General features: G+C 58.8%; 20 protein-coding genes and 1 pseudogene. 5 read left to right on the top strand and 16 right to left on the bottom strand.

Translation table 11 applies throughout. The features are described 5' to 3' along the window. Positions 1-89: 89 nt before the first annotated feature. Entirely contained in the window at positions 90-1,604 is a 1,515-nt protein-coding gene (locus ACP7E0_RS25685; protein ID WP_426129119.1) for an aldehyde dehydrogenase family protein, read from the bottom strand. Positions 1,605-1,728: 124 nt separating this feature from the next. Between ACP7E0_RS25685 and ACP7E0_RS25680 the strand changes: the two genes are divergently transcribed. After that, complete coding sequence (locus ACP7E0_RS25680; RefSeq protein ID WP_426129046.1) at positions 1,729-2,430, top strand: GntR family transcriptional regulator; 702 nt, start codon at positions 1,729-1,731, stop codon at positions 2,428-2,430. A gap of 94 nt (positions 2,431-2,524) precedes the next feature. Here ACP7E0_RS25680 and ACP7E0_RS25675 read toward each other — a convergent pair whose 3' ends face one another. The 4 genes from ACP7E0_RS25675 to dctP (ACP7E0_RS25660) all read right to left on the bottom strand — a co-directional run bounded on the left by ACP7E0_RS25675 (position 2,525) and on the right by dctP (ACP7E0_RS25660) (position 5,896). Then, on the bottom strand, positions 2,525-2,974 hold the full coding sequence (locus ACP7E0_RS25675; protein ID WP_426129044.1) for a type II 3-dehydroquinate dehydratase: 450 nt from the start codon (positions 2,972-2,974) through the stop codon (positions 2,525-2,527). Between the two features lie 14 nt (positions 2,975-2,988). Further along, positions 2,989-4,290 carry a TRAP transporter large permease gene (locus tag ACP7E0_RS25670; RefSeq protein WP_426129042.1) on the bottom strand — a complete coding sequence of 434 codons (1,302 nt, stop codon included), beginning with the start codon at positions 4,288-4,290 and terminating at the stop codon, positions 2,989-2,991. Further along, positions 4,287-4,805: a TRAP transporter small permease gene (locus tag ACP7E0_RS25665; RefSeq protein ID WP_426129040.1), complete on the bottom strand. Its 519-nt coding sequence runs from the start codon at positions 4,803-4,805 to the stop codon at positions 4,287-4,289. Before ACP7E0_RS25665 ends, ACP7E0_RS25670 begins: the two co-directional genes overlap by 4 nt. A gap of 104 nt (positions 4,806-4,909) precedes the next feature. Continuing rightward, a complete protein-coding gene (gene dctP / locus ACP7E0_RS25660; RefSeq protein WP_426129038.1) occupies positions 4,910-5,896 on the bottom strand; it encodes a TRAP transporter substrate-binding protein DctP in 987 nt (328 codons plus the stop codon). A 226-nt stretch (positions 5,897-6,122) separates the two neighbouring features. Here dctP (ACP7E0_RS25660) and ACP7E0_RS25655 point away from each other — a divergent pair, with 226 nt between their 5' ends. Next, on the top strand, positions 6,123-6,797 hold the full coding sequence (locus ACP7E0_RS25655) for a GntR family transcriptional regulator (RefSeq protein ID WP_426129036.1): 675 nt from the start codon (positions 6,123-6,125) through the stop codon (positions 6,795-6,797). 15 nt (positions 6,798-6,812) lie between these two features. Here ACP7E0_RS25655 and dctP (ACP7E0_RS25650) read toward each other — a convergent pair whose 3' ends face one another. From dctP (ACP7E0_RS25650) to ACP7E0_RS25635, 4 genes are all read right to left on the bottom strand, one after another. Next, positions 6,813-7,760: a TRAP transporter substrate-binding protein DctP gene (gene dctP / locus ACP7E0_RS25650; RefSeq protein WP_426129034.1), complete on the bottom strand. Its 948-nt coding sequence runs from the start codon at positions 7,758-7,760 to the stop codon at positions 6,813-6,815. A gap of 79 nt (positions 7,761-7,839) precedes the next feature. Then, a complete protein-coding gene (locus ACP7E0_RS25645; RefSeq protein ID WP_426129032.1) occupies positions 7,840-8,733 on the bottom strand; it encodes an SMP-30/gluconolactonase/LRE family protein in 894 nt (297 codons plus the stop codon). Between the two features lie 12 nt (positions 8,734-8,745). Beyond that, positions 8,746-10,635, bottom strand: coding sequence for a bifunctional sugar phosphate isomerase/epimerase/4-hydroxyphenylpyruvate dioxygenase family protein (locus ACP7E0_RS25640; RefSeq protein WP_426129030.1), 1,890 nt, complete (start codon positions 10,633-10,635; stop codon positions 8,746-8,748). Further along, a complete protein-coding gene (locus tag ACP7E0_RS25635; protein WP_426129028.1) occupies positions 10,632-11,528 on the bottom strand; it encodes a shikimate dehydrogenase in 897 nt (298 codons plus the stop codon). Before ACP7E0_RS25635 ends, ACP7E0_RS25640 begins: the two co-directional genes overlap by 4 nt. Before the next feature lie 240 nt (positions 11,529-11,768). Here ACP7E0_RS25635 and ACP7E0_RS25630 point away from each other — a divergent pair, with 240 nt between their 5' ends. After that, positions 11,769-12,422 (top strand): TetR/AcrR family transcriptional regulator, encoded by a 654-nt coding sequence (locus ACP7E0_RS25630; RefSeq protein ID WP_426129026.1) that lies wholly within the window; start codon positions 11,769-11,771, stop codon positions 12,420-12,422. A 56-nt stretch (positions 12,423-12,478) separates the two neighbouring features. Here the strand turns inward: ACP7E0_RS25630 and ACP7E0_RS25625 are convergent. From ACP7E0_RS25625 to ACP7E0_RS25600, 6 genes and pseudogenes are all read right to left on the bottom strand, one after another. Beyond that, a pseudogene (locus ACP7E0_RS25625) lies at positions 12,479-12,778 on the bottom strand (transcriptional repressor); the annotation flags it as partial. A gap of 438 nt (positions 12,779-13,216) precedes the next feature. After that, positions 13,217-14,281 (bottom strand): DUF2218 domain-containing protein, encoded by a 1,065-nt coding sequence (locus tag ACP7E0_RS25620; RefSeq protein ID WP_426129024.1) that lies wholly within the window; start codon positions 14,279-14,281, stop codon positions 13,217-13,219. Next, entirely contained in the window at positions 14,278-15,120 is an 843-nt protein-coding gene (locus ACP7E0_RS25615; RefSeq protein WP_426129022.1) for an ABC transporter ATP-binding protein, read from the bottom strand. Before ACP7E0_RS25615 ends, ACP7E0_RS25620 begins: the two co-directional genes overlap by 4 nt. Further along, complete coding sequence (locus ACP7E0_RS25610) at positions 15,117-16,151, bottom strand: FecCD family ABC transporter permease (RefSeq protein WP_426129020.1); 1,035 nt, start codon at positions 16,149-16,151, stop codon at positions 15,117-15,119. Before ACP7E0_RS25610 ends, ACP7E0_RS25615 begins: the two co-directional genes overlap by 4 nt. 2 nt (positions 16,152-16,153) lie before the next feature. Continuing rightward, complete coding sequence (locus ACP7E0_RS25605; protein WP_426129018.1) at positions 16,154-17,200, bottom strand: FecCD family ABC transporter permease; 1,047 nt, start codon at positions 17,198-17,200, stop codon at positions 16,154-16,156. After that, complete coding sequence (locus tag ACP7E0_RS25600; RefSeq protein ID WP_426129016.1) at positions 17,197-18,192, bottom strand: iron-siderophore ABC transporter substrate-binding protein; 996 nt, start codon at positions 18,190-18,192, stop codon at positions 17,197-17,199. The genes ACP7E0_RS25605 and ACP7E0_RS25600 overlap by 4 nt, the downstream gene beginning before the upstream one ends. A gap of 302 nt (positions 18,193-18,494) precedes the next feature. Between ACP7E0_RS25600 and ACP7E0_RS25595 the strand changes: the two genes are divergently transcribed. After that, positions 18,495-20,627, top strand: a complete 2,133-nt coding sequence (locus tag ACP7E0_RS25595) for a TonB-dependent siderophore receptor (protein ID WP_426129014.1) — start codon at positions 18,495-18,497, stop codon at positions 20,625-20,627. 40 nt (positions 20,628-20,667) lie between these two features. Here ACP7E0_RS25595 and ACP7E0_RS25590 read toward each other — a convergent pair whose 3' ends face one another. After that, the gene (locus ACP7E0_RS25590) at positions 20,668-21,558 is read right to left on the bottom strand and encodes a helix-turn-helix domain-containing protein (protein ID WP_426129012.1); all 891 of its coding nucleotides are present in this window, start codon (positions 21,556-21,558) and stop codon (positions 20,668-20,670) included. Positions 21,559-21,954: 396 nt separating this feature from the next. Here ACP7E0_RS25590 and ACP7E0_RS25585 point away from each other — a divergent pair, with 396 nt between their 5' ends. Beyond that, the gene (locus ACP7E0_RS25585) at positions 21,955-22,545 is read left to right on the top strand and encodes a L,D-transpeptidase (protein ID WP_426129010.1); all 591 of its coding nucleotides are present in this window, start codon (positions 21,955-21,957) and stop codon (positions 22,543-22,545) included. Positions 22,546-22,640: the final 95 nt, after the last annotated feature.

Raw genomic sequence — 22,640 nt, 5'->3', positions numbered from 1 at the left:
AAAAGACCCATGTCTCGGCTGGCGAGCTCCGACCAAAGATCGCGCCAGCCGAGTTTTTCCTCCTCTGCCTCAGTTTCCGGTGAGCAATGTCACCCGAACCAAGGATCCGGCCGGCCCAAGGTCACGTGAATGCCCTTGAACTGCGAATACTCGTCAAAACCGTAGCGGCCGAGTTCCCTCCCGAGACCGCTCTTCTTGTAGCCGCCGATCGGCAGCTCCGGCGCACCGTCGATGACGCTGTTGATCCAGCACCGTCCGGCCCGAATCCGCCGGATGCTCTGAAGCGCATTTTCCAGATTGGTAGACCAGACGCTGGCCGACAGACCGAACTCCGAGGCGTTTGCCAGGGCGACCGCCTCATCGGCCGTTTTGAACGTCAGCGTCGACAGGACCGGACCGAAGATTTCCTCCCGGGCGATCGACATGTCGGGAGTGACGCCGGAAAACACGGTTGGCGGGTAGTAGAGCCCGGAACCCTGCCCGACCCGCGTTCCGCCGAGCAGCAGTTCGGCGCCCTCGGCCTGCCCTGCCTCGACATAGGAATGCACCTTGGCGGCATGGGCTTCCGAGATCATGGCGCCGATCTTCGTCCGCTCGTTGAGCGGATCGCCGAACGTGACCTTGCGGGAAATATCGAGCAGACGCTCCATCAGCGCGTCGCGGATCCCCTCCTGCACCAGAAGCCGGCTGCCGGAAATGCAGCACTGGCCGGCATTGTGGTAGACGCCGTAAGCGATGCCGTCAGCCGCCGCTTCCAGGTCCGCGTCGGCAAAAACGATCTGCGGCCCCTTGCCGCCCAGTTCCAGGCCGACGCGTTTGACGCTGCGGGCGGCGATTTCGCCGAGCTTGGTGCCGACCCTGACAGAGCCGGTGAAGGCAATCATGTCGGTCCCGGGATCTTCTGCCAGGACCTGACCCGCCGGATCGCCGTAACCGGTGACGACATTGAAGACCCCGTCGGGAATGCCGGCCTCGCGGGCCAGTTCCGCCATTCGGATAGAGGTACCGGAGGTGAACTCGGATGGTTTAAGCACCACCGTGCAGCCGCCGCCAATCGCCCACGGCACCCGCTCTGAGGCGATGATGAAGGGGAAGTTCCACGGCGTGATGATGCCGACGACACCGACAGGTTCCCTGAGCACCAAGCCAAGGCGGTTGTCGCCGATATTGTTGTGGGTCTGGCCCTCCAGCGCTCGCGCCTGGCCGGCCGCATAGGACCACAGATCGGCGCAGAAGGTGATTTCGCCGCGTGCCTGAGCGATCGGTTTACCAACCTCAAGGCTTTCGATCAGAGCGATCTCTTCCACATTGGCGAGGATGAGCTCTGCTGTCTTGAACATCAGGCGTGACCGTTCAGCCCCCGACATCCGTGGCCAGGGCCCCGTATCGAAGGCCCGACGGGCAGCGGCAATGGCGGCACGAACATCATCGGCGGACGCATCGGGCCACGTGCCGACCACGATGCCAGCATGACCTGGGCTGACGCGATCGATGGTTTTACCAGAAGTCGCATCCACCGATTTGCCATCGACAAGCATCCGGTAGCGGGATTTACTCTGCAAGCGCGGATCACTAGAATCTGGAGTTATGAAATTGCTCTGTATCGTCATCAACCAACCGGGATTTCCGTCCCGGCTCCCTCATTCCAGCCAGCGTATTGAGTGCCGCGCTTGTGTTGCTGCTAATGTGTATGGTACTGTATGGTGGTTATAAATAGATGTCAACGAGATGGCGGCAGCGAAAAGCATGAACCTTGAAACATTGAAAATTGAGACTGGGGAAACGACGGCAGCTCAGATCGAGCGTGACCTGCGCGAGGCGATCATTCGTCTCGACCTTGCGCCCGGATCCCGTTTGTCAGAGCAGGAGATTGCCTCGCGGCTGGGCGTGTCCAGGCAACCTGTCCGGGAGGCACTGATTGCACTTGCAAAATCCAAGCTCGTTGAAATCCGGCCCAATCGGGGAACCGTTGTGGTCCGTATTTCAGCCCGTCAGATGATGGAAGCCCGGTTTGTACGTGAGGCGATTGAAGTTGCTGTAGCGCGGCGCGCCAGCGAAAGCTTCGACACCTGGACACGCAAAAAGATCGACAGCATCTTGCAGCGGCAAAGAGTGGCGATGAACGAGCACGACCACAATGCTTTCCGGCGGGAGGATGAGCAGTTTCACATTGCGATCGCAGAGGGCGCCGGCTGCGGCCTTGCATGGAATGCAATTTCGGACATCAAGGCGCATATGGACAGAGTCTGCAATCTGCAGCTCCGCAATCCCACTTCAATGAACAACCTCATCGAGCAGCACGAAAAAATTGTGACAGCGATTGACGCGCGCAATGCTGAAGGCGCAGCCGATGCCATGCGCGCGCATCTTAACGGGATTCTTAAGGATCTACCCGAGATTGAATCTGCAAACCGCGAGCTATTTGAATAGCCACATCGCGATTGCGCGTCGACATTGTCCCGAAAGGGAGGGGGCTGCGCCGTTCCCGCCATTGAGGATCCAGGTTACGGTCCACGTCTGCAATTCAGTCAGAAGTCTCCTCGATCAACATCTCTATTGCCCTCACGGCCACAGGGTAGCCCTTGGCACCGAGCCCCGCCATAACAGAAGTCGCCGTCATCGAGACGTAAGAGCGATGGTAGATTGGTTCCCGTTTGTGCACATTCGAAATATGAAACTCGATGATCGGCCCGTTGAACATTTTCAGCGCGTCGAGCAATGCAATCGAGGTGAAGGTGAACGCAGCGGGATTAATGATGATCGCCGCACCTTCATCGATTGCCTCATGGACCCACTCGATCAGACGTTCTTCACTATTTGTCTGGCGGAACTCGACCGGCCGCTGGCCGGCGGCCTCGCGGCACCATTCCTCTATTTCGGACAGGGTGGTGTGACCGTAGATTTCCGGTTCGCGCTTTCCCAACCGGTTAAGGTTTGGACCGTTAAGAATATAGAGTGGTTTCACGTCCGTCATAATGTTCTCGTTTCTCAGCCCTGGTATCCGAACATTCTCGGCAACCAAAGGACCATGTCTGGGATAAAGGTGATGAGAAGCAGGCAGACAATCATCCAGAAGAGGAACGGCAGTGCGTCGCCGATGATGTCCTTTACGGGAGCGCCCGAGATGTTCGTCATAATAAAAAGCAGCAGCCCGTAGGGTGGAGTTATCAGCCCGAGCATGATGTTGACGACAACCATTACCCCGAAATGTACCATGTCGATGCCGAGCGCCTGCGCGGTCGGGATGAAGACGGGAACGATAATGAGAAGGATCGCGGTGCCTTCAAGAACACAGCCGAGCAGCAGCAGGATGACGTTGACGAGGATCAGGAAGCCGGTCGGCGACAGGTCCCAGCTCGTCATGACCACGCGCAGACTGTCGGGAATGTTCTCCACCGTCACTACGTAGTTAAAGACCAGCGAGCCAGCGATCAGCATGCCGATGGACGCGGTGGTTTTCGAGCTCACCTTCAGCGCATCGTAGAAGGCTGCGAACGAAATGCTGCGATAGATGACAATGGAGATGACCAGTGCATAAGCTGAGGCAAGGGCGGCCGCCTCGGTCGGCGTGGTAATGCCGCTGTAGATGCAGCCGAGCAGCACCACCGGCATCATCAGAGCCGGAAACGCCCGCCAGGTGATCATAGGGATCTCACGAAGCGGAACCGCTTCCTCGACGGGGAAGTTCTTGCGGCGGGCTGTAATCGCCACCTGCATCATCTGCAACGCAGCCATCAGCAGGCCGGGTACCATGCCGGCGAGGAAGAGGTATCCGATCGAGGCATCGGACACGAGCGCATAGATGACCATAGGAATTGATGGCGGGATGATCGGCCCGATGACGGATGTTACCGCCGTCAGCGCCGCCGCGTAGCTTGGGGTATAGCGGCCATCCCTGGTCATCATGTTCTGCATCATCTTGCCGCTTCCTGCTGCGTCGGCGATCGCCGAGCCGGACATGCCGGCAAAAACAATGCTCTGCACGACATTTACCTGGGCAAGGCCCCCACGGAACCGGCCGACCAGCACGTTGCAGAAGGTCAGCAGTCTTTCGGTCATCGAGCCGATGTTCATGAACTCGGCTGCCAGCACAAAAAGTGGAACGGCGAGGATGATATAATTCGAATACATGCCGTTCAGAAATTGCTCGGCGACCGTGCCCATGTCCGCACCGCTCATGAAGAGATACAAAATGGAGCCGACCATCATCGACAGCCCGATGGGCAGGCCAAGAAATGCCAGCGCCGTGATGGCGACGATGGCGAGTGAGAAAGGACTGGTAAGGTTCATACGCCGGAGCTCGCCTTGGTGGGATCAAAGGCTTCGGGAGCCTTACCACGGATGGACTGTATGCCGAGCCACATGTAGCGAACGATCATCGCCACGGCGAAAACGACGTAGATGGAATAGAGATAGTCGAAGCGGATCTTCAGATAGGCCGTCTTCTCGACCTTCATAAAGCTCACATAGTCGATGACCGCCGGCAGCGAGACACCGAACGCCACGATCAATGCAACCGCAATGATGATTGTCATGACGCGGCGTGCCCGGTCAGATGCGCCTGCCCAAAAGAAGTCGAAGCGGATCTCCTCGCTTTCGCGCACGACGAAAGCTGAGCCGAAGAGCACGATCCAGATCCACAGCGCCACGCTGACCTCATGCGTCCAGCCGATCGACAGGTTGAGGCCGTACCGAAAGACGATCTGCAGCAGGAACACCGCGAACATACCGAAAAGCATGAAGGCAAGAATGTTCTCCGCTCGACCCCGCAGCCATTGGCCGAGCGCATTGTATCTTTCGGACATGGGATCCCCCCTTAGTTCGCATGGTCCTGCCCGGCCGAATATGCGCGGTCGGGCAGAAAACCTGTGGCCGTGCCCAACTCCTCGCAGCAGGGCATTTGTCCAGCTTAAAGGCCGGCAACCGTTTCAAGAATGCCCTTGGGCCACGACTTGGCAAGTTCGGAGGCAAGGTACTTTTCCTGTGCGAATTTGCGGAAGGCGGCGACATCCGGCTCGTAGATCTTAAGGCCAGCAGCCTTGAACTCATCCATCAGTGCCTTTTCCTGGGCAAGGTGCTGTTCCTGGCTCCAGGCCATCGCCTTATCGGCAGCGGCCTGGAAGGCAGTCTGCTGTACTGGCGTCATGTCATTCCAGACCTTGCTGGAAATCGTCAGAAGGTCGTAACCGATGAGGTGCGACGTGAGCACGACCTGCGACATGACTTCATAAAACTTCATGTTCTTGACGTTCGGAAGCGGGTTGTCCTGCCCGTCGATCGCGCCGGTCTGAAGGCCGGTGTAGACTTCCGCATAGGCCATCGGTGTCGGGTTCGCGCCAAGTGCCGTACCAAGAAACTGCCAGGCGTCACCACCTGGCATGCGCAGTTTGATTCCGGCCATGTCCGCAGGAGTGGAAATCTTCTTGTCCGACTTTAGGCCAACTTGGCGCGCTCCGAAATAAGTCGGGCCGAGAATGTGTACGCCGAGCTGGTCTTCAGCCATTTTCTTGAATTGCGCGCCTGTCTCGCTGTTGAAGAACGCCGTCACATGGGCCGCGTCGCGGAAGAGATAGGCGGATGTCAGGACCGACCATTCCGGTATCTGGTTGGAAATGTCCTGCGGAGCGATGTTACCCATTTGCAGGTTGCCACGCTGCAGCGCGACGAGTTCAGTACCCTGTTTGAATAGCGTACCGCCGTAAAAGGGTTCTAGCGTGAAATTGTCTTTGATCGCTTCGGCGAAGGACTTGGTCATCTCTGCGCGGATGTCCTGCTCTGAAAAAACCGCAGAAAATTTGAGAGTCGGCTTGTCCTGCGCGAATGCCGGCAGGCCCAACGCCATAGAGACGGCGACTGTCGCGCCCAAGAAATAGCGTCGTGTCAATTCGAACGTCATGTGATTGTCCTCCACTGGCCGTCCGGCTCTGCCGTCGGCTCTCCGCCAAACCGTTTTCCCTCCCGGAACACGGCATCTCCAATATTGTACGAAATAGTTCGTTTATGTCAAATGCGCCTTGTCTATTGGTCTCCAGGGAATGTTGCTGTTCAAATATGCCCTGTCAAATAACTTTTGTCATAGATTTCTTTGTTTATCAGATATAGATCGCGTAGAAGGAGGTGCTATGAACCGCTACGAAATCGATCGACAGGAAACCGCCGGCGAACTCGCTTTTCGTCTTATCCGTCGGGACATTATTGCCGGCTCTCTCGCTCCCGGGCAGAAACTGAAGCTGGAGCAATTGAAGGACCGCTATGCCGTTAGCGTCTCCACCCTGCGCGAAACGCTGTCGCGTCTCGCCTCCGAAAATCTTGTCGTTGCCGAGGGGCAGCGTGGCTTTGAGGTGGCGCCGGTCTCGGTTGGGGAATTGGAAAACCTCGGTGACCTTCGTCTACTGCTCGAAGCTCACGCCATCAGCTTGTCCTTCGAGGCAGGCGACCTCGATTGGGAGGCACGCGTCGTCTCCGCCCACCACAAATTATCCGCAGTTGAGCGACGGCTTTTGGAAGGTGATCTCCAGCGGACCGTCGACTGGGTACGCTACGACTGGGAGTTTCATCAGTCTCTTGCCTCCGCCTGTGGTTCGGCCGTGCTGATGGATGCCCTGTCCTCCACTTTCGACCGCTTCCTGCGCTATCACCTTTTGGCCCGGAGCTTCCGCGGCAAGCCGGTCACGGACGACCACCGGCAACTCTTCGAACTGGCGATGTTGCGCGACACCGACGGCGCGCGCGCCACATTGAAGCATCATGTCAGGAGCGGCATAGACCATGTCATGAAGAGCGGTCGTATTTGCTGAGATCCCGGCTGCATGTTAGAGGCCATTGATGCGGTCTAACATGCCCGCCGGCCAGGAGGCCGAGAGCGAAGACTTCAGATACTGTTCCTGCGCATACGCACGGAAAGCGGCGACGTCAGGCTCGTAGACGTCAAGCCCCTGCTGCTTGAAGAAACCGACCAGTTCGGCCTCCTGCTTCAGGTACTCCTTGGTGCTCCATGCAAAACCTTTCTTCGCGGCATCTCGCATGCGCTGTTGTGCCTCGGGCGAAAGAGCGTCGAAGACCCCAGAACTGACCAGCAGCAGACCGAAACCTATATTGTGGCCGGTCAGCACGATCTGGTTCGTCACCTCGTGGAACTTCATCAATTTGTTGTTCGGCAGGGGATTGTCCTGCGCGTCGATCGCGCCGGTCTGCAGGCCGGTGTAGGTTTCGGCATAGTCCATCGCGATCGGATTGGCGCCGATCGATTGTCCCAGGAACTGCCAGCTCTCGCCGCCGGGCATGCGCAGTTTCACGCCCGCCAGGTCTTCGGGCCTCATGATCTTGCGGTCGCCCTTGAGGTTGACGTGGCGCGCGCCATAGTATGCTGGCGCGAGAATCTCGACACGCAGCTTTTCTCGGGCGATCCCGCGAAATTCCTCGCCAATGTCGCTTTCGAAGATCGCATTGAGGTGCGCCGCGTCACGCACGACATAGGCCGCGCCCAGAATGTCGAACTCCGGCGCTTGCTTGGCAAAGTCAGAAGGAGGCAGCATCGCCATTTCTAGATTGCCACGTTGCACGGCGACGAGTTCGGTCCCCTGCTTAAACAACGTCGAATTGAAATACGGCTGGAATTCGTATTCCGCGCCAATCTCTTTGGCAAAGATATCGACAAGGGCCACCGAGCGCGGCGCATCCGCTGTCGTCACATCGGCAAAGCGCAGTCTCGTTGCAGCGAATGCCGGTAAAGCGGATGCACACAGTGCCAGCGCTGCCACAGAGCCTGTCAGAAAATTCCGTTTCGTTATCAGCATGATCATCCTCCCAGATGGCGCGATACGCGCTCTTCAATCGTTTTTAGACGGCGAAGCGATGCTCCGCAAAACCCTGTGCAACACCCACGACGGCGAACAATCCTCCGGCTAGGGGTTGGGCGCCGCGTTGCTCCGCGGTCAAGAATTTCGCCGCGGTAGTGACGTAGAGGGTGCGAAAGTCTGCCCCCCCGAAACAAACGCAGGTTGGATTACTCACGGGCAGCGGAATGACGGTGTCTATGTGCCCATCCGGCGCATAGCGAACCACTCGGCCACCAGCAAAAAAAGCTGTCCAGAGCCCTCCGTCTACGTCGAAACAGGCACCGTCTGGCCGCTCCCCCGTCGCCGAATAGTCGGCGAAGAGACGCCGGTTCGTAATCGTTCCGTCGTCAGGGTCCATATCGAAGACCCAGCTTTGATACCGCCGGGTGTCGGTGAAATGGAACCGTCGCCGGTCCGGCGAAAAGGCGACACCGTTGCTGACTATGACGTCGCCGAAAATGCGCTCCACGATCCGGTTGGGTTCAACCCGATAGAGCGCACCACTCGGCCGGTGTAACTGGTTGTCCATCGTGCCGATCCAGAGCCGACCCCAAGGATCCACCCGACCGTCGTTGAGCCGATTGTCCAGACCGGTTTCGATATCGAGAAAGGGCGCCAGTGTGCCATCCGGCGCGCGCAGGACAAGCGACAGATCCCGCGCCAAAAGGTGTCCGCCGGATTGCGTCAGCGCCTGGCTGCCGACAAACGCTGCCTCACGATCCGGAAAAATCTCGTGAAACTGAAAGGACGGATCGAAGCTTTGGAGTTTTGGTTTCTCGACGTCGATCCACCAGAGTTTCTGCGCACGGTCGCACCACAGCGGAGTCTCGCCGAGCTGATCGGCGGCGCGCAGGATGCATTCCACCCGTTCGTTGCTGATCGTCCTTGTTACCATGGCATCCGCCGCTCAGCTCCTCGGCAGGCCGGCGGGGCGCATGTCCTTCTTCAGCGCCGCGATGCGGAAGATTGCGTTCGCAGCGCCGTAACCGCGATAATTGCGCCTCTCCACAATCTCGAAGAAAAATCCTTCGCCATAGGTCGGGCTGTAGAACTGGAAATACTCACCGTGCTCGTCGCAATCATATAGGATATTCTCGGCTTTTAGCCGCTCGGTTAGGTCTGGATGGAGACCAAAGCGCGCCTCGACGTCGTCGTAATAGTTGGGCGAGATATGAAGCGGCTGAAAACCGTTTGCACGGAGCGCTGCGGCCGCCGCGAAGATGTCGTTGGTGGAAAAGGCGATATGCTGAACACCGGAACCAAAATTCTCTGCGATAAAGTGACCGGCGAGTGTGCGGCGGTTCTCCGCGCCATTCATGGTGATGCGCAGAGACCCCTCCCCGTTCTGGATCACCTGGCTGCGCACCACGCCGGATGGGTCGACGATGTCGACGACCGGCGACTTTTCGACCGCAAAGATCGAAGTATAAAAGAGAAGCCAGGTCAGCATTTCGTCATACGCAACTGTCTGCGCGATGTGGTCGACATGGGAAAGCCCGGCGGGCGCGATGTCACTGCCGTCGTCCACGGCCACGAACTCGATGTCCCAGACGCGACCGAGGTCGGCCTTGGCGTCGAGCAGATAAAGCAGCCCGCCGCCAACACCGCGAATCGCTGGAACCTCGACCTCGCCCTGGTCTACCGATTGGCTGAATGGTTCCGCGCCAAGTGCCACCGCCCGCGCCATCGCTTGCGAAGCGTCATCCACCAACAGGCCGATTGCATAGGCAGAAGTGCCGTGCACAGCATAGGCGGCATTGGCGAAGCCGACGTGCTCGGTATTGACGACAATTCGGATAGCGCCCTGTTCGTAGAGATCGACCTGCTTGGAGCGATGCCGCGCGGAGCGGCGGAAGCCTAACGTTTTCAAAATCGCGGTGAGCTCGGCCGCGTTGTCTGCATCAGTGGAAAACTCAATGAAACCGACGCCCGTCACAGCAATGCGTTCCGGCATTGATGCCACGGTCAGGCCGGAAGATGCCGGGCGCCGACGCACTTGGTCGCCGAGATAGACAAGCGACCTCTGGCCGTCTACTGCGATCGCAGTCGCTGAGCCGCCGCGGAACTGGTCGTTGAAGATCTCGAGTGAGAAATAGCCGTCATAACCTGTCTCTGCGACTGCCGCGGTGAAATCCGCGACCGCAAGATCGCCCTCGCCCGGCATGTTGCGAAAATGCCGGCTCCAGTAAAGCAGGTCCATGTCGATCAGTGGAGCGTCCGCGAGTTGGACGATAAAAATGCTCTCTTTTGGGATCGATCGGATCGAATTGATATCTATTTTTCGCGCGAGCGAATGGAAACTATCGAGGATGATGCCGATGTTTGGATGCTGTGCGCGGCGCACGATCTCCCAGGCGTCTCGATGATCAAAGATATGCCGTCCCCAAGCCAAGGCCTCATAGCCGACCCTCAGCCCGCGTTTGGCCGCCCGTTCACCCAATTCGTGAAAGTCGGCAGCGGCCCGATCGATGCCGCCGAGCGCGACCGGCGATACGTTCGAGCACACCAAAACCAGGTCGGTACCGAGTTGTTGCATAATATCGAACTTGCGCTCTGCACGATCGAAGGTCCGAGAGCGGTGCGGCTCAGGCATACCCTCGAAGTCGCGGAATGGCTGGAACAGCGTTATCTCAAGCCCAAAGTCGCGTACCATCTTGCCGACGTCAGCGGGGCTACCGTCGAAGGCGAGGAAATCGTTCTCGAAAATCTCGACGCCGTCGAAGCCCGCTGCTGCGATGGCCGCCAGTTTGTCCGGCAGTTCCCCGCTGATCGAAACCGTGGCGATCGAAGTCTTCATCCTGCAGCCCCCGGGTGATTTTCATTTACTGTTGGAGTGTCGGTGAGTTCCATGAAATGGCGCATCATCCGCCGGGCATTCGCTTCTCTGCCCGTAAAAAGTTGGAAGGCACCGACCGCTTGAAACACAGCCATGCCACCGCCATCGACCACCTGGCACCCGCGCCGCCGCGCCGCAGCAAGGAGCGCGGTCTCCATGGGAAAGTAGACGACCTCCGAAACCCATTGATGGGCGTGCAGGAGTTCAGCGCTTAACGGGAGGCCGGGATAGTTCGCCATGCCGGTGGGTGTTGAATGGATCAGGCCTGACGCTTGCGCCATCGCGGCCGCAAGATCACTACCGGCAGAAATACAGGCCGATGGGAAACGCGCAGCCATGGCGGCAACGAGCGTTGAGACGCGGCCAACATCGGGATCAAAGATGGTGACGGCGTCGGCACCCAGTGTCAGGATCGCATAGACAGTCGCCGCTCCCGCCCCTCCAGCACCAAGTTGAACGACGCGATTAAGGTCAGCATTTGGAAGTCGCTGCCTAAACGCCTCGGCAAAACCCCACCAGTCGGTATTGTGACCATGGCGGCGGCCAGCGCGAAGCACCACGCTATTAACGGCGCCGATTGTGGCAGCATCGTCTGAAAGCGTATCCAGAAACGGTATGACAGCCTGCTTGCAGGGATGGGTAATGTTAAGCCCGGTGAAGCCGTCAATTTCCGCCTGCTGGATCAATCCTGCGAGATGGTCCGCTCCCCCGAGCAAAAGATCAAGGTCGAACTTGTCGTAGCGGTAGTCAAGGCCATGGCTGTGCCCCTCAGCCACATGCATGGCGGGCGTCAGCGACGCCTGAATACCAGAGCCAATCAGTCCTGCTCGTAGGATCGTGGCAGAGTTGCTCATCCTTACCACCGCGCTCCGCGCGGGCAGCGTACACTCCGGCGCATCCTGCGGCCCTCCCCGTTGTTCCGGCCAAGACCGGATCGTCACTCCGGCAACAACGGTATTGTACTAACTAGTTCGTGTCAAATACCCACCCGTTGAAACAAACCCTCGATCCGCCTATGACGGTGAAATGGTTCGCATACCCGCAGGGTGAGTATGCGCGCTGCTTACTGAACGCCGATCTGGATGCTGTGAAAAATGCCAAACCTAAAGCCCAGTGCGCGTAAGAATGATCCGGAGAAGACGAAGGAGGACATTCTTAACGTCGCTACAGAAGAGTTTGCGGCCCACGGCCTCGCTGGTGGGCGCGTTGACGCGATCGCAGAACGCACGCGCACGTCCAAACGAATGATCTATTATTATTTCGGCAGCAAGGAGGATCTTTACCTTGCCGTCTTGGAGAAAGCCTATCGAAAGATCCGCTCCCTTGAAGCGGACCTCGAACTCAGCGACATGGCGCCGGTTGCGGCTCTCAAAACGCTGGTGGCAAGCACCTTCGATCACGACGAGCACAATCCAGACTTCGTTCGGCTGGTCAGTATCGAAAACATCCACCAGGCAGCGCACATGCAACGGTCTGGCGAGATCAAAGACCTAAACGTGTCGATCATTCGCACCATCGAGGAGATCCTACAGCGTGGCAAGGAGGATGGAAGCTTCAGGCGCGACATCGACCCTATCGACCTGCATATGCTAATCAGTGCGTTCTGTTTCTTTCGCGTTTCCAACCGTCACACCTTCGGTACCATCTTCCGCCGAGATCTGTCGGAGCCGGGAACATACAACAGGCACAAGAAATTGATCTCGGACGCCGTCCTTAGCTACTTGTGCGCGTCGCTTCCGCTTCCTTAAGTATCTCATCGGGGGTGGCACGACATGTTTGCTTCCACGCTCGCAGACGCCTCCATGCCGGCATCAATGTCAGTCAGATGATCGTGGTGCGGGGAACTGCGGTAAATCGGGCCGTGGCGCTTTCAAAGGCGTGGCGATGCGCGGCGCCCTGCTGTTCCAGCGCAGCGCGATTGGACACTGTCGAGAGCGAGACCGTAGCGTTGATTTCCTTGCCCGGCGGTGCAATTGGCGTGCATCCGGGTGGTCTTCGGCAATGGCGACAATCTTTAGATTCGCGGCGGGCTGATGCGTCCCGTGTACGCCCCGTCCCTCAGGACGCCTTTCAGTTTCACAACGAGATTCTTGTTCTGATTAATGGCTGGACGCTAGCCAAGCGCAATAACTCTGACAATTGACAGTTGCGAATGCTTCTTCATTTGCATTGAACCGTGCGGATCATTCACACAGTCAGCGACAATCAAGGGAGTATGGAATGATCGATCAGACCAGACGACCAGGGGGACGCGTTGAATTTCGGTCAGTCAGAGGCGATCGGCACGCCGGCTCCGGGTTGCCCATCGGTGACCACCCTCAGCGAACCTCTGAAGCCTCTCTCGTGCAGACGTCACCTTAGTACTGGGCCGTCGCAACAACCCTCCACTCCGCTGCTCGATATCAATTGATGATGATGGAAACGTGATTGGCTCCAGTCCTTAATCCAGTCGACGGAAAGTCAGACAGCATCACATTTGGTTGGCGAACGGTTCTCACGTCCTGCATTGCCCCTGGGCGAAGTGAGCGCGCATCTTCAGTTCTCATTTGAGGCTACGTTCCCAGTACCAAGCAACGTATATTTTCTTGTTGTCATGCCGCCGACCCTTGAGGACAGCTCGAATCGCACGGACGTCGTCCTTTTCACAGGCCGCCCAGACGAACGTTTCGGCATCGCTGGAGGCAATAGCGGCTTTGGCTTGCGACAAAAGAATGCGATCCTGGCGATCTGGATAATCGCATCGGTGCAGCCAACGAACCTTAAGCTCCCCATTTGTCGGGAGAGGCTGCTCTTCTGCCTTGTCTTCGACTTCGATAATAGCGCGCATTTGCGTGCCCGCAGGGACTTCGGCAGCGATGCGGGCAATGGCCGGCAGCGCGCTTTCGTCGCCGATCAGAATGATGGATTGTGCAGATGGCAGACCGCCGCCGCCTGGCCCCAGAAGTGCCGCCCTCTCTCCGGTCCGGGCGTTGCGTGCAAAATCGGCGCCCGGCGTGGATATGCCGGGCATCGGATGCTGCAGGAAGTCTATCCAGATTTCCCCGCGCTCGATATCGACGGTGCGGATCGTGTAAACCCGGACCAGAAGCGCGTCGTCGCCTTCCGGCCAGGCGATGCGCCCATCCTCGCGGAACCCCGGCCAGACCGGCAGTCTGCCTTTTGGTGGAACGAGTAGGCGGACATGCATTTCACCGCCGGCAAAAGGCGTGACATCGGCGCAGGAAAAGATGACCCGGCGCATGTGCGGGGTCACATCCACAGCGGAAACCACCGTAATTTCATGGAGATTCGGCAGAGCCGGCAGGGATTGCAGCGGCGTCCAGTTTAACTCCAGCGGTTCCTCACCGGCGAAGTAGAAGAGATGTTCCGCAATGTCGGTGCGGGCCGCCTGAAGCGCTTCCAGCGTCGGACAATCCAGCTCGATCAGCAATGTACCATTGTCTGCACGAATTCTGACAATCCCAGCCTTGCTTCGCAAAACTGCCAGGTGGCTGTTGCGCTCAACATCGGCATGTTCGACAAAATGCTCGCAGATCTCGTCAAGCATATGGTCTGTGCTGACGGGGATGGCGGTACCCGAGAGCTTGAACGATGGAATGGAATTCATTGGCACTTCTCCTTTTGCCCAGTCACGGCGGCAATTTCAATACTGGCCATCCGGTGGCGGCCGACCGGCAGCATGATCGGCCGGGCGGACATCGGATCCGTGATGATGCGGCTCTCCAATCCAAAGACCTGCCGGACCATCTCCTCCGTCAGCACATCTTCAGGTGTGCCGAACGCATGCACGCGCCCGTCCGCCATGGCGACGAGGTAATCCGAATAGCGTGCCGCCAGGTTGAGATCATGCAGCACCATGACCACCGTCGTGCCGCGCGCCAGGTTCAAATCCGTCAGAAGATCGAGCACCTCGATCTGGTGGTTGATGTCCAGAAAGGTCGTCGGCTCGTCGAGCAGCAGGATGTCGGTTTGCTGGGCCAGCGCCATGGCGATCCAGACGCGCTGGCGCTGACCTCCGGAAAGCTCATCGACCGGACGCTCAGCAAGATCGAATGTTTTCGTCACCGCAAGTGCACTATCCACAGCTTCGTCGTCCTGTCGCGTCCAGCGCGAAAACAGGCTCTGGTGCGGATGCCGGCCACGGCTGACGAGATCGGCGACGGTGATCCCTTCGGGCGCTACCGGTGACTGCGGCAAAAGCCCCAATGTCCGGGCGAGTTTGCGCGAGGGAGTATGATGAATCGATTTGCCATCCAGGAGCACCTGTCCCTGCCTTGGCGAAATGAGACGCGACATGGTGCGCAGGAGCGTGGACTTGCCGCAGGCATTGGCCCCGACGATCACGGTGATCTTTCCCGCAGGGATCGTCAGGTCCAGATCCCGCAGGATTTCCCGATCGTCATAACCAGCCGATAGCCCGTTGGCGGCAAGCAGATGAGCAGTCACAGGGAGCCTCCAGTCCGGTTGACGCGGACGATCAGGAAAATCAGGTAGGGCGCGCCAAGAGCGCCAGTTACCACGCCGACCGGATAGCGGCTCGGCAAAAGAAGCTGGCCTGCGTAATCGCCGGCAAGCACGAGGATGGCACCGGCCAGCGCCGATGGCAGGAGGAGCGATCCATTGCCACGGACGATGCGCGCTGCGATCGGCCCCGACAGGAAGGCGACGAAGGCAATCGGTCCCGTGACGGCTGTTGCGGTCGCGATCATGCCAACGGCGGAGACGATGACCAGCATGCGGGTTCTGCCGACCCGGACCCCGAGGGCGGCGGCCGTATCGTCACCCAGTTGCAACGCTTCGAGATCGCGGGTGCGGCTGAGCAGAAGCCCGCCAAACACAGCAAGAGCGACGAGAAGCGGCAGCGCCTGGGAAAGCTGCGCGCCGTTGACGCTGCCGGTCAGCCAGCGCATCGCCTCCTGCAGGCTCCATGCGGGCGCAGACGACAGGATGTAGGCGATCACGCTCTGCAGCATGGCCGATACGCCGATCCCGACAAGGATGAGGCGTGTGCCGGCAATACCGTTGCGGAACGCCAGTCCGTAGACTAGAACGGCAACGCCCAGGCCTGCGGCAACAGCCAGGATCGAGACCATCGGCCCGGTTATCGACAGGACGACGATCGCAAAAACGGCGGCGGCTCCAGCGCCCCCGGTGATGCCGATGATGTCGGGACTGGCGAGCGGATTGCGCAGCATGATCTGGAATGCGACGCCGCCCAGCCCGAAACACATGCCGGCAAGGATCGACATGACGGCGCGCGGCAATCGCAACTGTCCGACAGTAAAGGATGTGCCGGGTACATCCTCTCCGAACAGGACGCGGATAACGTCCATCGGCGGCGTGAAAGATTGCCCGACCGACAGGGTGATCCCGAAGACGGCGAGCACGAGCGCACAAAGCAGGGCGAGCAAAACGGCGTGCCTGCCAGCACGGCGGCGGCGGTTGGTGACAAGAAATTCGACTGTCGGTGAGCGCATCGTCACAACTCCCTCACCCGCTGGCGCCGGACGATCCAGATGAAGAACGGAGCCCCGATCAGCGCCGTGACGATCCCGACATCGATCTCGCCGGGCCGGGCGACGATCCGGCCGAGAATGTCGGCGCCGAGCAACAGGCCCGCACCGCCCAGCGCGGAAAACGGTAGCAACCAGCGATGATCGACGCCGATCAGCGTCCGGCAAAGATGCGGCACCACCAGCCCCAGAAAGCCAATCGGTCCGCACACGGCAGTCGTTGCGCCGCACAGAAGGATGGCTCCGAGCGAAGCGACCCCACGCGCTACGGCGACCCGCTCACCGAGACCTGCTGCCAGTTCGTCGCCCAGAGCGAGGGAATTCAGTTTTCGTGCAGACAAGAGACTGATCGCGAACCCGGCGGCAAGAAACGGCAGCACGGGAACAATGCGCCCGTATGTCGCGCCGCCGACGCCGCCGATCTGCCAGGACTGGATACCTCCAGCGATGTCGCCCCGCGGCAGCACAACGGCGATGGCGAGAGACGCAAACGCGATCGAGGTCGCGGCACCTGCCAGTGCAAGCTTGAGCGGCGTTGCGCCGCCTCTTCCGAGCGACCCTATCGAATAGACGAAGACAGCCGTGCACCCAGCGCCTGCGATAGCTGTCCAGATATAGGCATGGGCCGAGGACATCCCGAACCAGGCGACCCCGATGACGACCGCGAGCGAGGCACCCATATTGACGCCGAGAATGCCCGGATCGGCAAGCGGATTGCGGGTCACGCCCTGCATGATCGCACCGGCAAGCCCGAGCGAAGCACCCGCGAGCAAGGCCAGCACGGTTCGTGGAATGCGCAGCGCTATCGCTGCTTGCCCGATATTGTCCAGCATGCCGCCAAGCGCCGCAGAGATATCGCTCCATGCAACGTTGCGCGTGCCAATCGTGACCGAGAGCGCGAGCAAAAGCGCCAATATCGCGACAAGTCCGGCAAGCCAGAGGCTTCTCACCCGGTTTGACCGGGCGGCGGACACCCAGCGGCGGTCCGATGCATTGAAGGTACCTGCGGTCATTGCGATTTCTTGGCCGCCTCGCTCAGCAGCGCCACGTAATCCTCCAGCACCCATCTGATCGAAAGCGGCGTCGGGTTGGCCGCATTTCCGACCGGATTGTTGCCGAGCATCACCAGGGATTGATGCGCGACGGCCGGCATGTGGGTGGTCAAGGGATTGGTTCTCAAGGAATCAAACAGCGTCTGGTCGCCGTAGGTCACAAGAATGTCGACGTCGTCGAAAGCATCGATCTGCTCGGCGCTGACCGAGCCCGCGAACTTTCCAGGCTGCGATGCGGCAAGGACGCTCTTCGGTGACGCGAGGCCCAGATCGGCGAAGAACTTCACCCGCGTGTCGTTGGTGGTGTAGAAATTGATGATGCTGAGGTCGGATGCGCTCAGGTGTGTGATGAACATGGCCGACTTCCCCTTGAGTTCGGGATGTCCGTCAAGCGTGCTCTTGATGTCGGCTTCGATACCGGCGATCAGCGCATCGCCCTCTGCACGCATACCCACGCCGGCGCTGTTGAACCGGATCATTGCGCGCCAGTCGGTCGACCATGGTGCCTGTGGATAGGCGATTACCGGGGCGATCTGGCTCAGCGTATCGTAATCAGCCTGGCTGAGGCCGGAATAGGCGGCTAGGATCACGTCCGGACGGGTCGCTGCCACAGCCTCGAAATCGATGCCATCACCCTCATCGAACAGCACGGGCTTCTCGCCCTTGAGTTCGTCCAGACGCTCCGCCACCCATGGCAGGATGCCGTCACCGTCGTCATCGCCAAAATTGGCGCGAGCCATGCCGACGGGAATGATGCCGAGCGCGAGCGGAACCTCGTGGTTCGCCCAGGCGACAGTAGCGACCCGCTCCGGCTTCTTCTGAATAATCGTCGCGCCGAAGGCATGCCTGATGCTGATCGGATACAACATGCTTTCTGCAGCCAGCGCGGAACCCTGCGTGACTATCCAGGCAAAGGCTATCATGGCCTGCACGCAGAAACGAAACAGCTTCATCGCCATACTCCATTCAACTCTATATAAGTTGACCTGAACTCTCAGCTTAGATGGGCGGCGTCAACGGCAAAGCAGCGTTGATGTGGAAACTGCGCATAGATTTCCGTGGGATCCTACAAAACCGGGGAATTGTACAATACTGGACAACGCGGCTCCAGTTAATAGGAGCAGCGGGTATGATGCTATCTGGCCGGGCACGTGGGCGATGTGAGTCGCTTGCGCCGGACGCGATGCCGATCGACACCTGCAACCGTATCGGCGCCGCCGGTCATCAGCAGTTACGTCAGTTTGGATTGTGAAAAATGGACATCGATAAAACAAGCGCTCGATCACGGCAGGCTCTGATCCGCCACCGCACAGCGCTGCTTTTCGCATGCACGGCACTCGTTGCGCTGGGTCCGGGCTATTCGATTGCCCAGGAAGCCGATGGAGGCGCCACGGCGCTCGATACGCTCACAGTCCAACGCAGTTCCGCCTCTGGCGTCTTGAATACGGATGACGACGCCCGCTCGATCGTCGCCACGGAAACGACCGGCGCCGGTAAGATGCCGACAGATATCTTGACGGCACCCGCCTCGGTATCCGTCATCACCTCCAAGGAAATCCAGGAGCGCGCTGCCGATACTGTCGAGCAGGTCGTACAGTATACGGCTGGCGTGACCACCGATTTCTACGGTTCGGACGACCGCTATGACTATTTCGATATTCGCGGCTTCACGCCATATACCTATCGCGACGGCTTGGCGATTGGCCGGACTTTCGCAGGCGTGCGGGAAGAACCCTATGCTTTCGAACGTATCGAGGTTTTGAAGGGCGCCAGTTCCGCAGGCTTCGGCGCGGCCGAGCCGGGCGGATCGGTGAATTATGTCACGAAAACACCGAAGAAAGAGCGCTTCGGCGAAGTCTATGGCACCGGCGGCTCGTTCGCACATAAGGAACTGGGCTTCGATTTTGGTGACAATTTCACCGAGGACAACACCTTGTCGTATCGTTTGACCGGCAAGTTCCAGCGGTCGGACGCCCAGTACGATTATTCGCAGGATGACGAGAACTTCATCATGGGCGGCCTAACCTGGCGCCCCACCGACGCGACAAGCCTGACATTCGTCTTTGATCATCTCGACAAGGACGGGGTTCCCGGCAGCGGTGGCCATCCGCTTGGTACGGATTTCGACCGGGACAAGTTCTTTGGCGAACCGGATTATTATTTTAGCGAGACGAACCGCAACACGTACAGCGTCCTGTTCGACCACGATTTCGGCACTGGCCTCAGTTTCCATTCCAATGCCCGCTACAGCAATTTGAATGACGGGTTCGGCAGTGCGTATATCGGCAGCACGCCGACCGACGGGTCGACCGTGGCGGACCGCTATTTCTTCGGCAATGATAAATCAACCGAGCAGTTCATCATTGACACGCATCTGGTTTACGAAACGAATTTCGACAACGTGGAGAGCCGCACGCTTTTCGGGGCCGAGTACAATAAATACGAGTCCGATAGCGACAACTTCTATACATCGGCACCGCCGATCGACTGGGAAAACCCGATCTATTCCGGTGGGCCTGGTTCGCTGGTGCCTTATGCCAGCACGAACAACGACCAGCAGACCAATGCGCTGTATCTGCAGCAGGATTTGACCTTCTTCGATAAGCTCACCGTGAGCGTTGGGCTGCGTAACGACTGGCTCGATCTCAGCGAGACAAATCTCATCGCAGGGTCTACGGTCTCGGGTAACCACAGCGAATTCACGAAGCGGTTCGGTGTGAGCTACAAGCTGACCGAGGAACTGGTGCCCTATATCAGCTACGCCGAGTCCGCCTCACCGCCTGCCTCAGGGAGCGAGCCGACGACCGGAAAACAGTACGAAGCCGGGATCAAATACCGGCCCGAGGGCTTCCCGGCGCTGATCACCGCTTCCGTCTACGACCTGACCAAGGGCAATATCACCGTCTTTGATCAGGTGACGTACCTGCCGCAAACGGTCGACAAGGTCAGGCATCGCGGTTTCGAACTCGAAGCCAAGGCGGAAGTGATGAACAACATCAATGTGATCGCAGCCTATAGCTATATCGACTCCAAAATCGATGAGCCCGGCGGCGACAATGACGGCAATCGGCTCATGCGCGTGCCCAAGCATCTAGCGTCGATCTGGGGCACCTATACATTGGAGGGCCAGGGCGCCCGCGGCGATATGACATTCGGGGTCGGGGCCCGCTATATGGACTCCTATTTCACCAATATCAGTAACACCACATCTTCGCAAAGCGCGGTCGTTTTCGATGTGGCTTTCACCTACAAGATCCAGGAAAACACGACATTTCAGCTGAATGTCAACAATGCGTTCGACGAAAAGCATGTGGCAAGCCAGGACACCGGCGCAGTGTACTATAATCCCGGCCGCTCAGTGCTGGCCACGCTTCGCCAGACCTGGTGAGACCTCTCGCCCTCCCGCCAAAAGTGTCAGGCGGGAAATTTCAGCCCTGGTGCAGCTTGCGCCAGGCGGCCGGTGTTTCGCCGGAAATCTGCCGGAACACCCGTGTCAGGTGCGCTTGGTCGGAAAAACCGAGTTGCGCGGCGATGGTGGCAACCGGGAGATCGCCTTCTCCGAGCAACTGCTTTGCCTGATCGATCCGCTTGGAAAGTTGCCATTGCAGCGGCGATTTGCCCGTCGTCTGCTTGAACACGCTGGCGAACCAGCTTTCCGAGAGGTCAACCGTTGCAGCCATATCGGCGACGGTCATGCGATAGTCGCCACGCCTCTCGATGTGGGATTGCAACTTGTTCATCTGCGCCTGTGTGAGCCTTCCTGCGGCTTTTTCATCGGTCTCTGCGGGAATATCCAACAGGCCGGCTACAATGCTCCCGGCGAGGCTCTCGGCATAGACGGCATGTTTCGACGGGTTTCTGATTTCGTCGGCGAGCAGCTTCGCCAGCGCTTCGATCGCCGAAACATCCTGCAGTTCCACCGGACGGCGTATCGCCGTCTGCGCTGCCGAACTGCCGACTGATGGCGTCAGATAACGGAGCGCCCGGTCCTTGTGCAGATGAAGATTGAGATGGCTGAAGCGATGCGCACTATTGCTGCTGGTCCACATCGGAACCCCGGCGGGCACGTAAACCGCGCGCGCCATCGATCGCGAATTCCAGGCGAAGTCGTCATTCCTATTGGAAATCCGGACATTCGAAGACACATCACTGAAGAAGAACATGATCCGCGGATCATCCGCTAGATAATAGCCGCTGGCGCCCGCCTGGCTTTCCGCCTCCCATAGGACGCTGACCAGTCCATCCAACTGCCGCCACTGAACCGGAGCTGCGACCTGAATTCCTTCAGTCTTCCAGGACATCGAATGCCAGAAGCTCATTGCTAGATCGCCCGCCCTTCGAAGCTGCCGATGATTATCAAGGTTGGCAGTTTCAACGCACCGTTCTCACCCGTCACGTTAAGTTGACACGACGTGTCATATTATTTGCGTGGTGGCAAGGGAAGATAGTATGGCGCCGGGTTCAATCCCAGGGCAAGGATCCATCGGTTTTCAATCCTTGTTGGCATTGCTACCTAATCGAGCAGAGACAGACGATAACTGCAAAGATTTTCCTCGGCGGGGCCCTGGAGGCTGCGCGCCCGGGAGGCCAAAGCACAACTGTGACAGCTCCCATGGTCTCGGTCCGGCCCGTCATCTTCAGCAAAACCCGTATCTTGGCCGGGAGGCTCTGGACTGTTAATACGAATGGAGCTCTTCAATCGCTAGCAGGTGGATATGGACAATGACCGCATAACCCGTCGAGCGCTTGTGCTCGCCTGTCTGGCTATAACGGCATCTGGATGCAGTTGGACGGCACAGCCATGGGGCGGGGCCATCTATTCCCCATTCGCTGCAAAGCCAGCGTCTCGTTACCGACGTCGACATGTACGCTATAGCGGAAACGAACCCGTCGGGACAATCGTTGTCGACACATCCCAACGGTACCTCTATTCCATTGAGGATGCCGGCTGGGCGATGCGATACGGCGTTGCCGTGGGCGAGGAGGGGCGCACGCTGAAAGGTACAGCGTCCGTTGGTCGTAAAGAAGAGTGGCCCTCCTGGACACCTACCGCCAACATGATGCAGCGCAAGCCCCACTTGCGGCAATATGCCGGCGGCGTCTCCGGCGGACCTCACAACCCGCTTGGCGCAGCTGCGCTTTACCTCTACCGTGACGGGTACGATTCCATGTTCCGACTTCATGGAACAAACGAGCCATGGACTATAGGCCAGGCAGTGTCGAGCGGATGTATCCGGTTAACGAATGAGGACATTGTTGACCTCTACAAGCGCACACCCGTGGGGACAGATGTGTTGGTCCTTTGACAGAGTTTTCCCAGTAGTTATGCCAAGTGTGGTTTTTTTGCACTAGGCGATTAGGTAGATCGTTCGTATTACTGTAACGTTGCCTTCGATAACCT

The organism is Pararhizobium sp. PWRC1-1 (assembly GCF_049897905.1).
In the GTDB taxonomy this organism is placed as follows: domain Bacteria; phylum Pseudomonadota; class Alphaproteobacteria; order Rhizobiales; family Rhizobiaceae; genus Pararhizobium.
Note: the sequence above shows the minus strand (reverse complement) of the source record. Positions and strands in the feature narration are given on the sequence as shown.

Excerpts from the sequence above, each read along its gene's own strand:
- ACP7E0_RS25630 (WP_426129026.1), top strand. The coding sequence starts at position 11,769 with ATGCCAAACCTAAAGCCCAGTGCGCGTAAGAATGATCCGGAGAAGACG.
- ACP7E0_RS25640 (WP_426129030.1), bottom strand. The coding sequence starts at position 10,635 with ATGAAGACTTCGATCGCCACGGTTTCGATCAGCGGGGAACTGCCGGAC.
- ACP7E0_RS25655 (WP_426129036.1), top strand. The coding sequence starts at position 6,123 with ATGAACCGCTACGAAATCGATCGACAGGAAACCGCCGGCGAACTCGCT.
- ACP7E0_RS25665 (WP_426129040.1), bottom strand. The coding sequence starts at position 4,805 with ATGTCCGAAAGATACAATGCGCTCGGCCAATGGCTGCGGGGTCGAGCG.
- ACP7E0_RS25590 (WP_426129012.1), bottom strand. The coding sequence starts at position 21,558 with ATGAGCTTCTGGCATTCGATGTCCTGGAAGACTGAAGGAATTCAGGTC.
- ACP7E0_RS25620 (WP_426129024.1), bottom strand. The coding sequence starts at position 14,281 with ATGAATTCCATTCCATCGTTCAAGCTCTCGGGTACCGCCATCCCCGTC.
- ACP7E0_RS25670 (WP_426129042.1), bottom strand. The coding sequence starts at position 4,290 with ATGAACCTTACCAGTCCTTTCTCACTCGCCATCGTCGCCATCACGGCG.
- ACP7E0_RS25595 (WP_426129014.1), top strand. The coding sequence starts at position 18,495 with ATGGACATCGATAAAACAAGCGCTCGATCACGGCAGGCTCTGATCCGC.
- ACP7E0_RS25680 (WP_426129046.1), top strand. The coding sequence starts at position 1,729 with ATGGCGGCAGCGAAAAGCATGAACCTTGAAACATTGAAAATTGAGACT.
- ACP7E0_RS25610 (WP_426129020.1), bottom strand. The coding sequence starts at position 16,151 with ATGCGCTCACCGACAGTCGAATTTCTTGTCACCAACCGCCGCCGCCGT.
- ACP7E0_RS25635 (WP_426129028.1), bottom strand. The coding sequence starts at position 11,528 with ATGAGCAACTCTGCCACGATCCTACGAGCAGGACTGATTGGCTCTGGT.
- dctP (WP_426129038.1), bottom strand. The coding sequence starts at position 5,896 with ATGACGTTCGAATTGACACGACGCTATTTCTTGGGCGCGACAGTCGCC.
- ACP7E0_RS25605 (WP_426129018.1), bottom strand. The coding sequence starts at position 17,200 with ATGACCGCAGGTACCTTCAATGCATCGGACCGCCGCTGGGTGTCCGCC.
- ACP7E0_RS25600 (WP_426129016.1), bottom strand. The coding sequence starts at position 18,192 with ATGAAGCTGTTTCGTTTCTGCGTGCAGGCCATGATAGCCTTTGCCTGG.
- ACP7E0_RS25585 (WP_426129010.1), top strand. The coding sequence starts at position 21,955 with ATGGACAATGACCGCATAACCCGTCGAGCGCTTGTGCTCGCCTGTCTG.
- ACP7E0_RS25675 (WP_426129044.1), bottom strand. The coding sequence starts at position 2,974 with ATGACGGACGTGAAACCACTCTATATTCTTAACGGTCCAAACCTTAAC.
- ACP7E0_RS25645 (WP_426129032.1), bottom strand. The coding sequence starts at position 8,733 with ATGGTAACAAGGACGATCAGCAACGAACGGGTGGAATGCATCCTGCGC.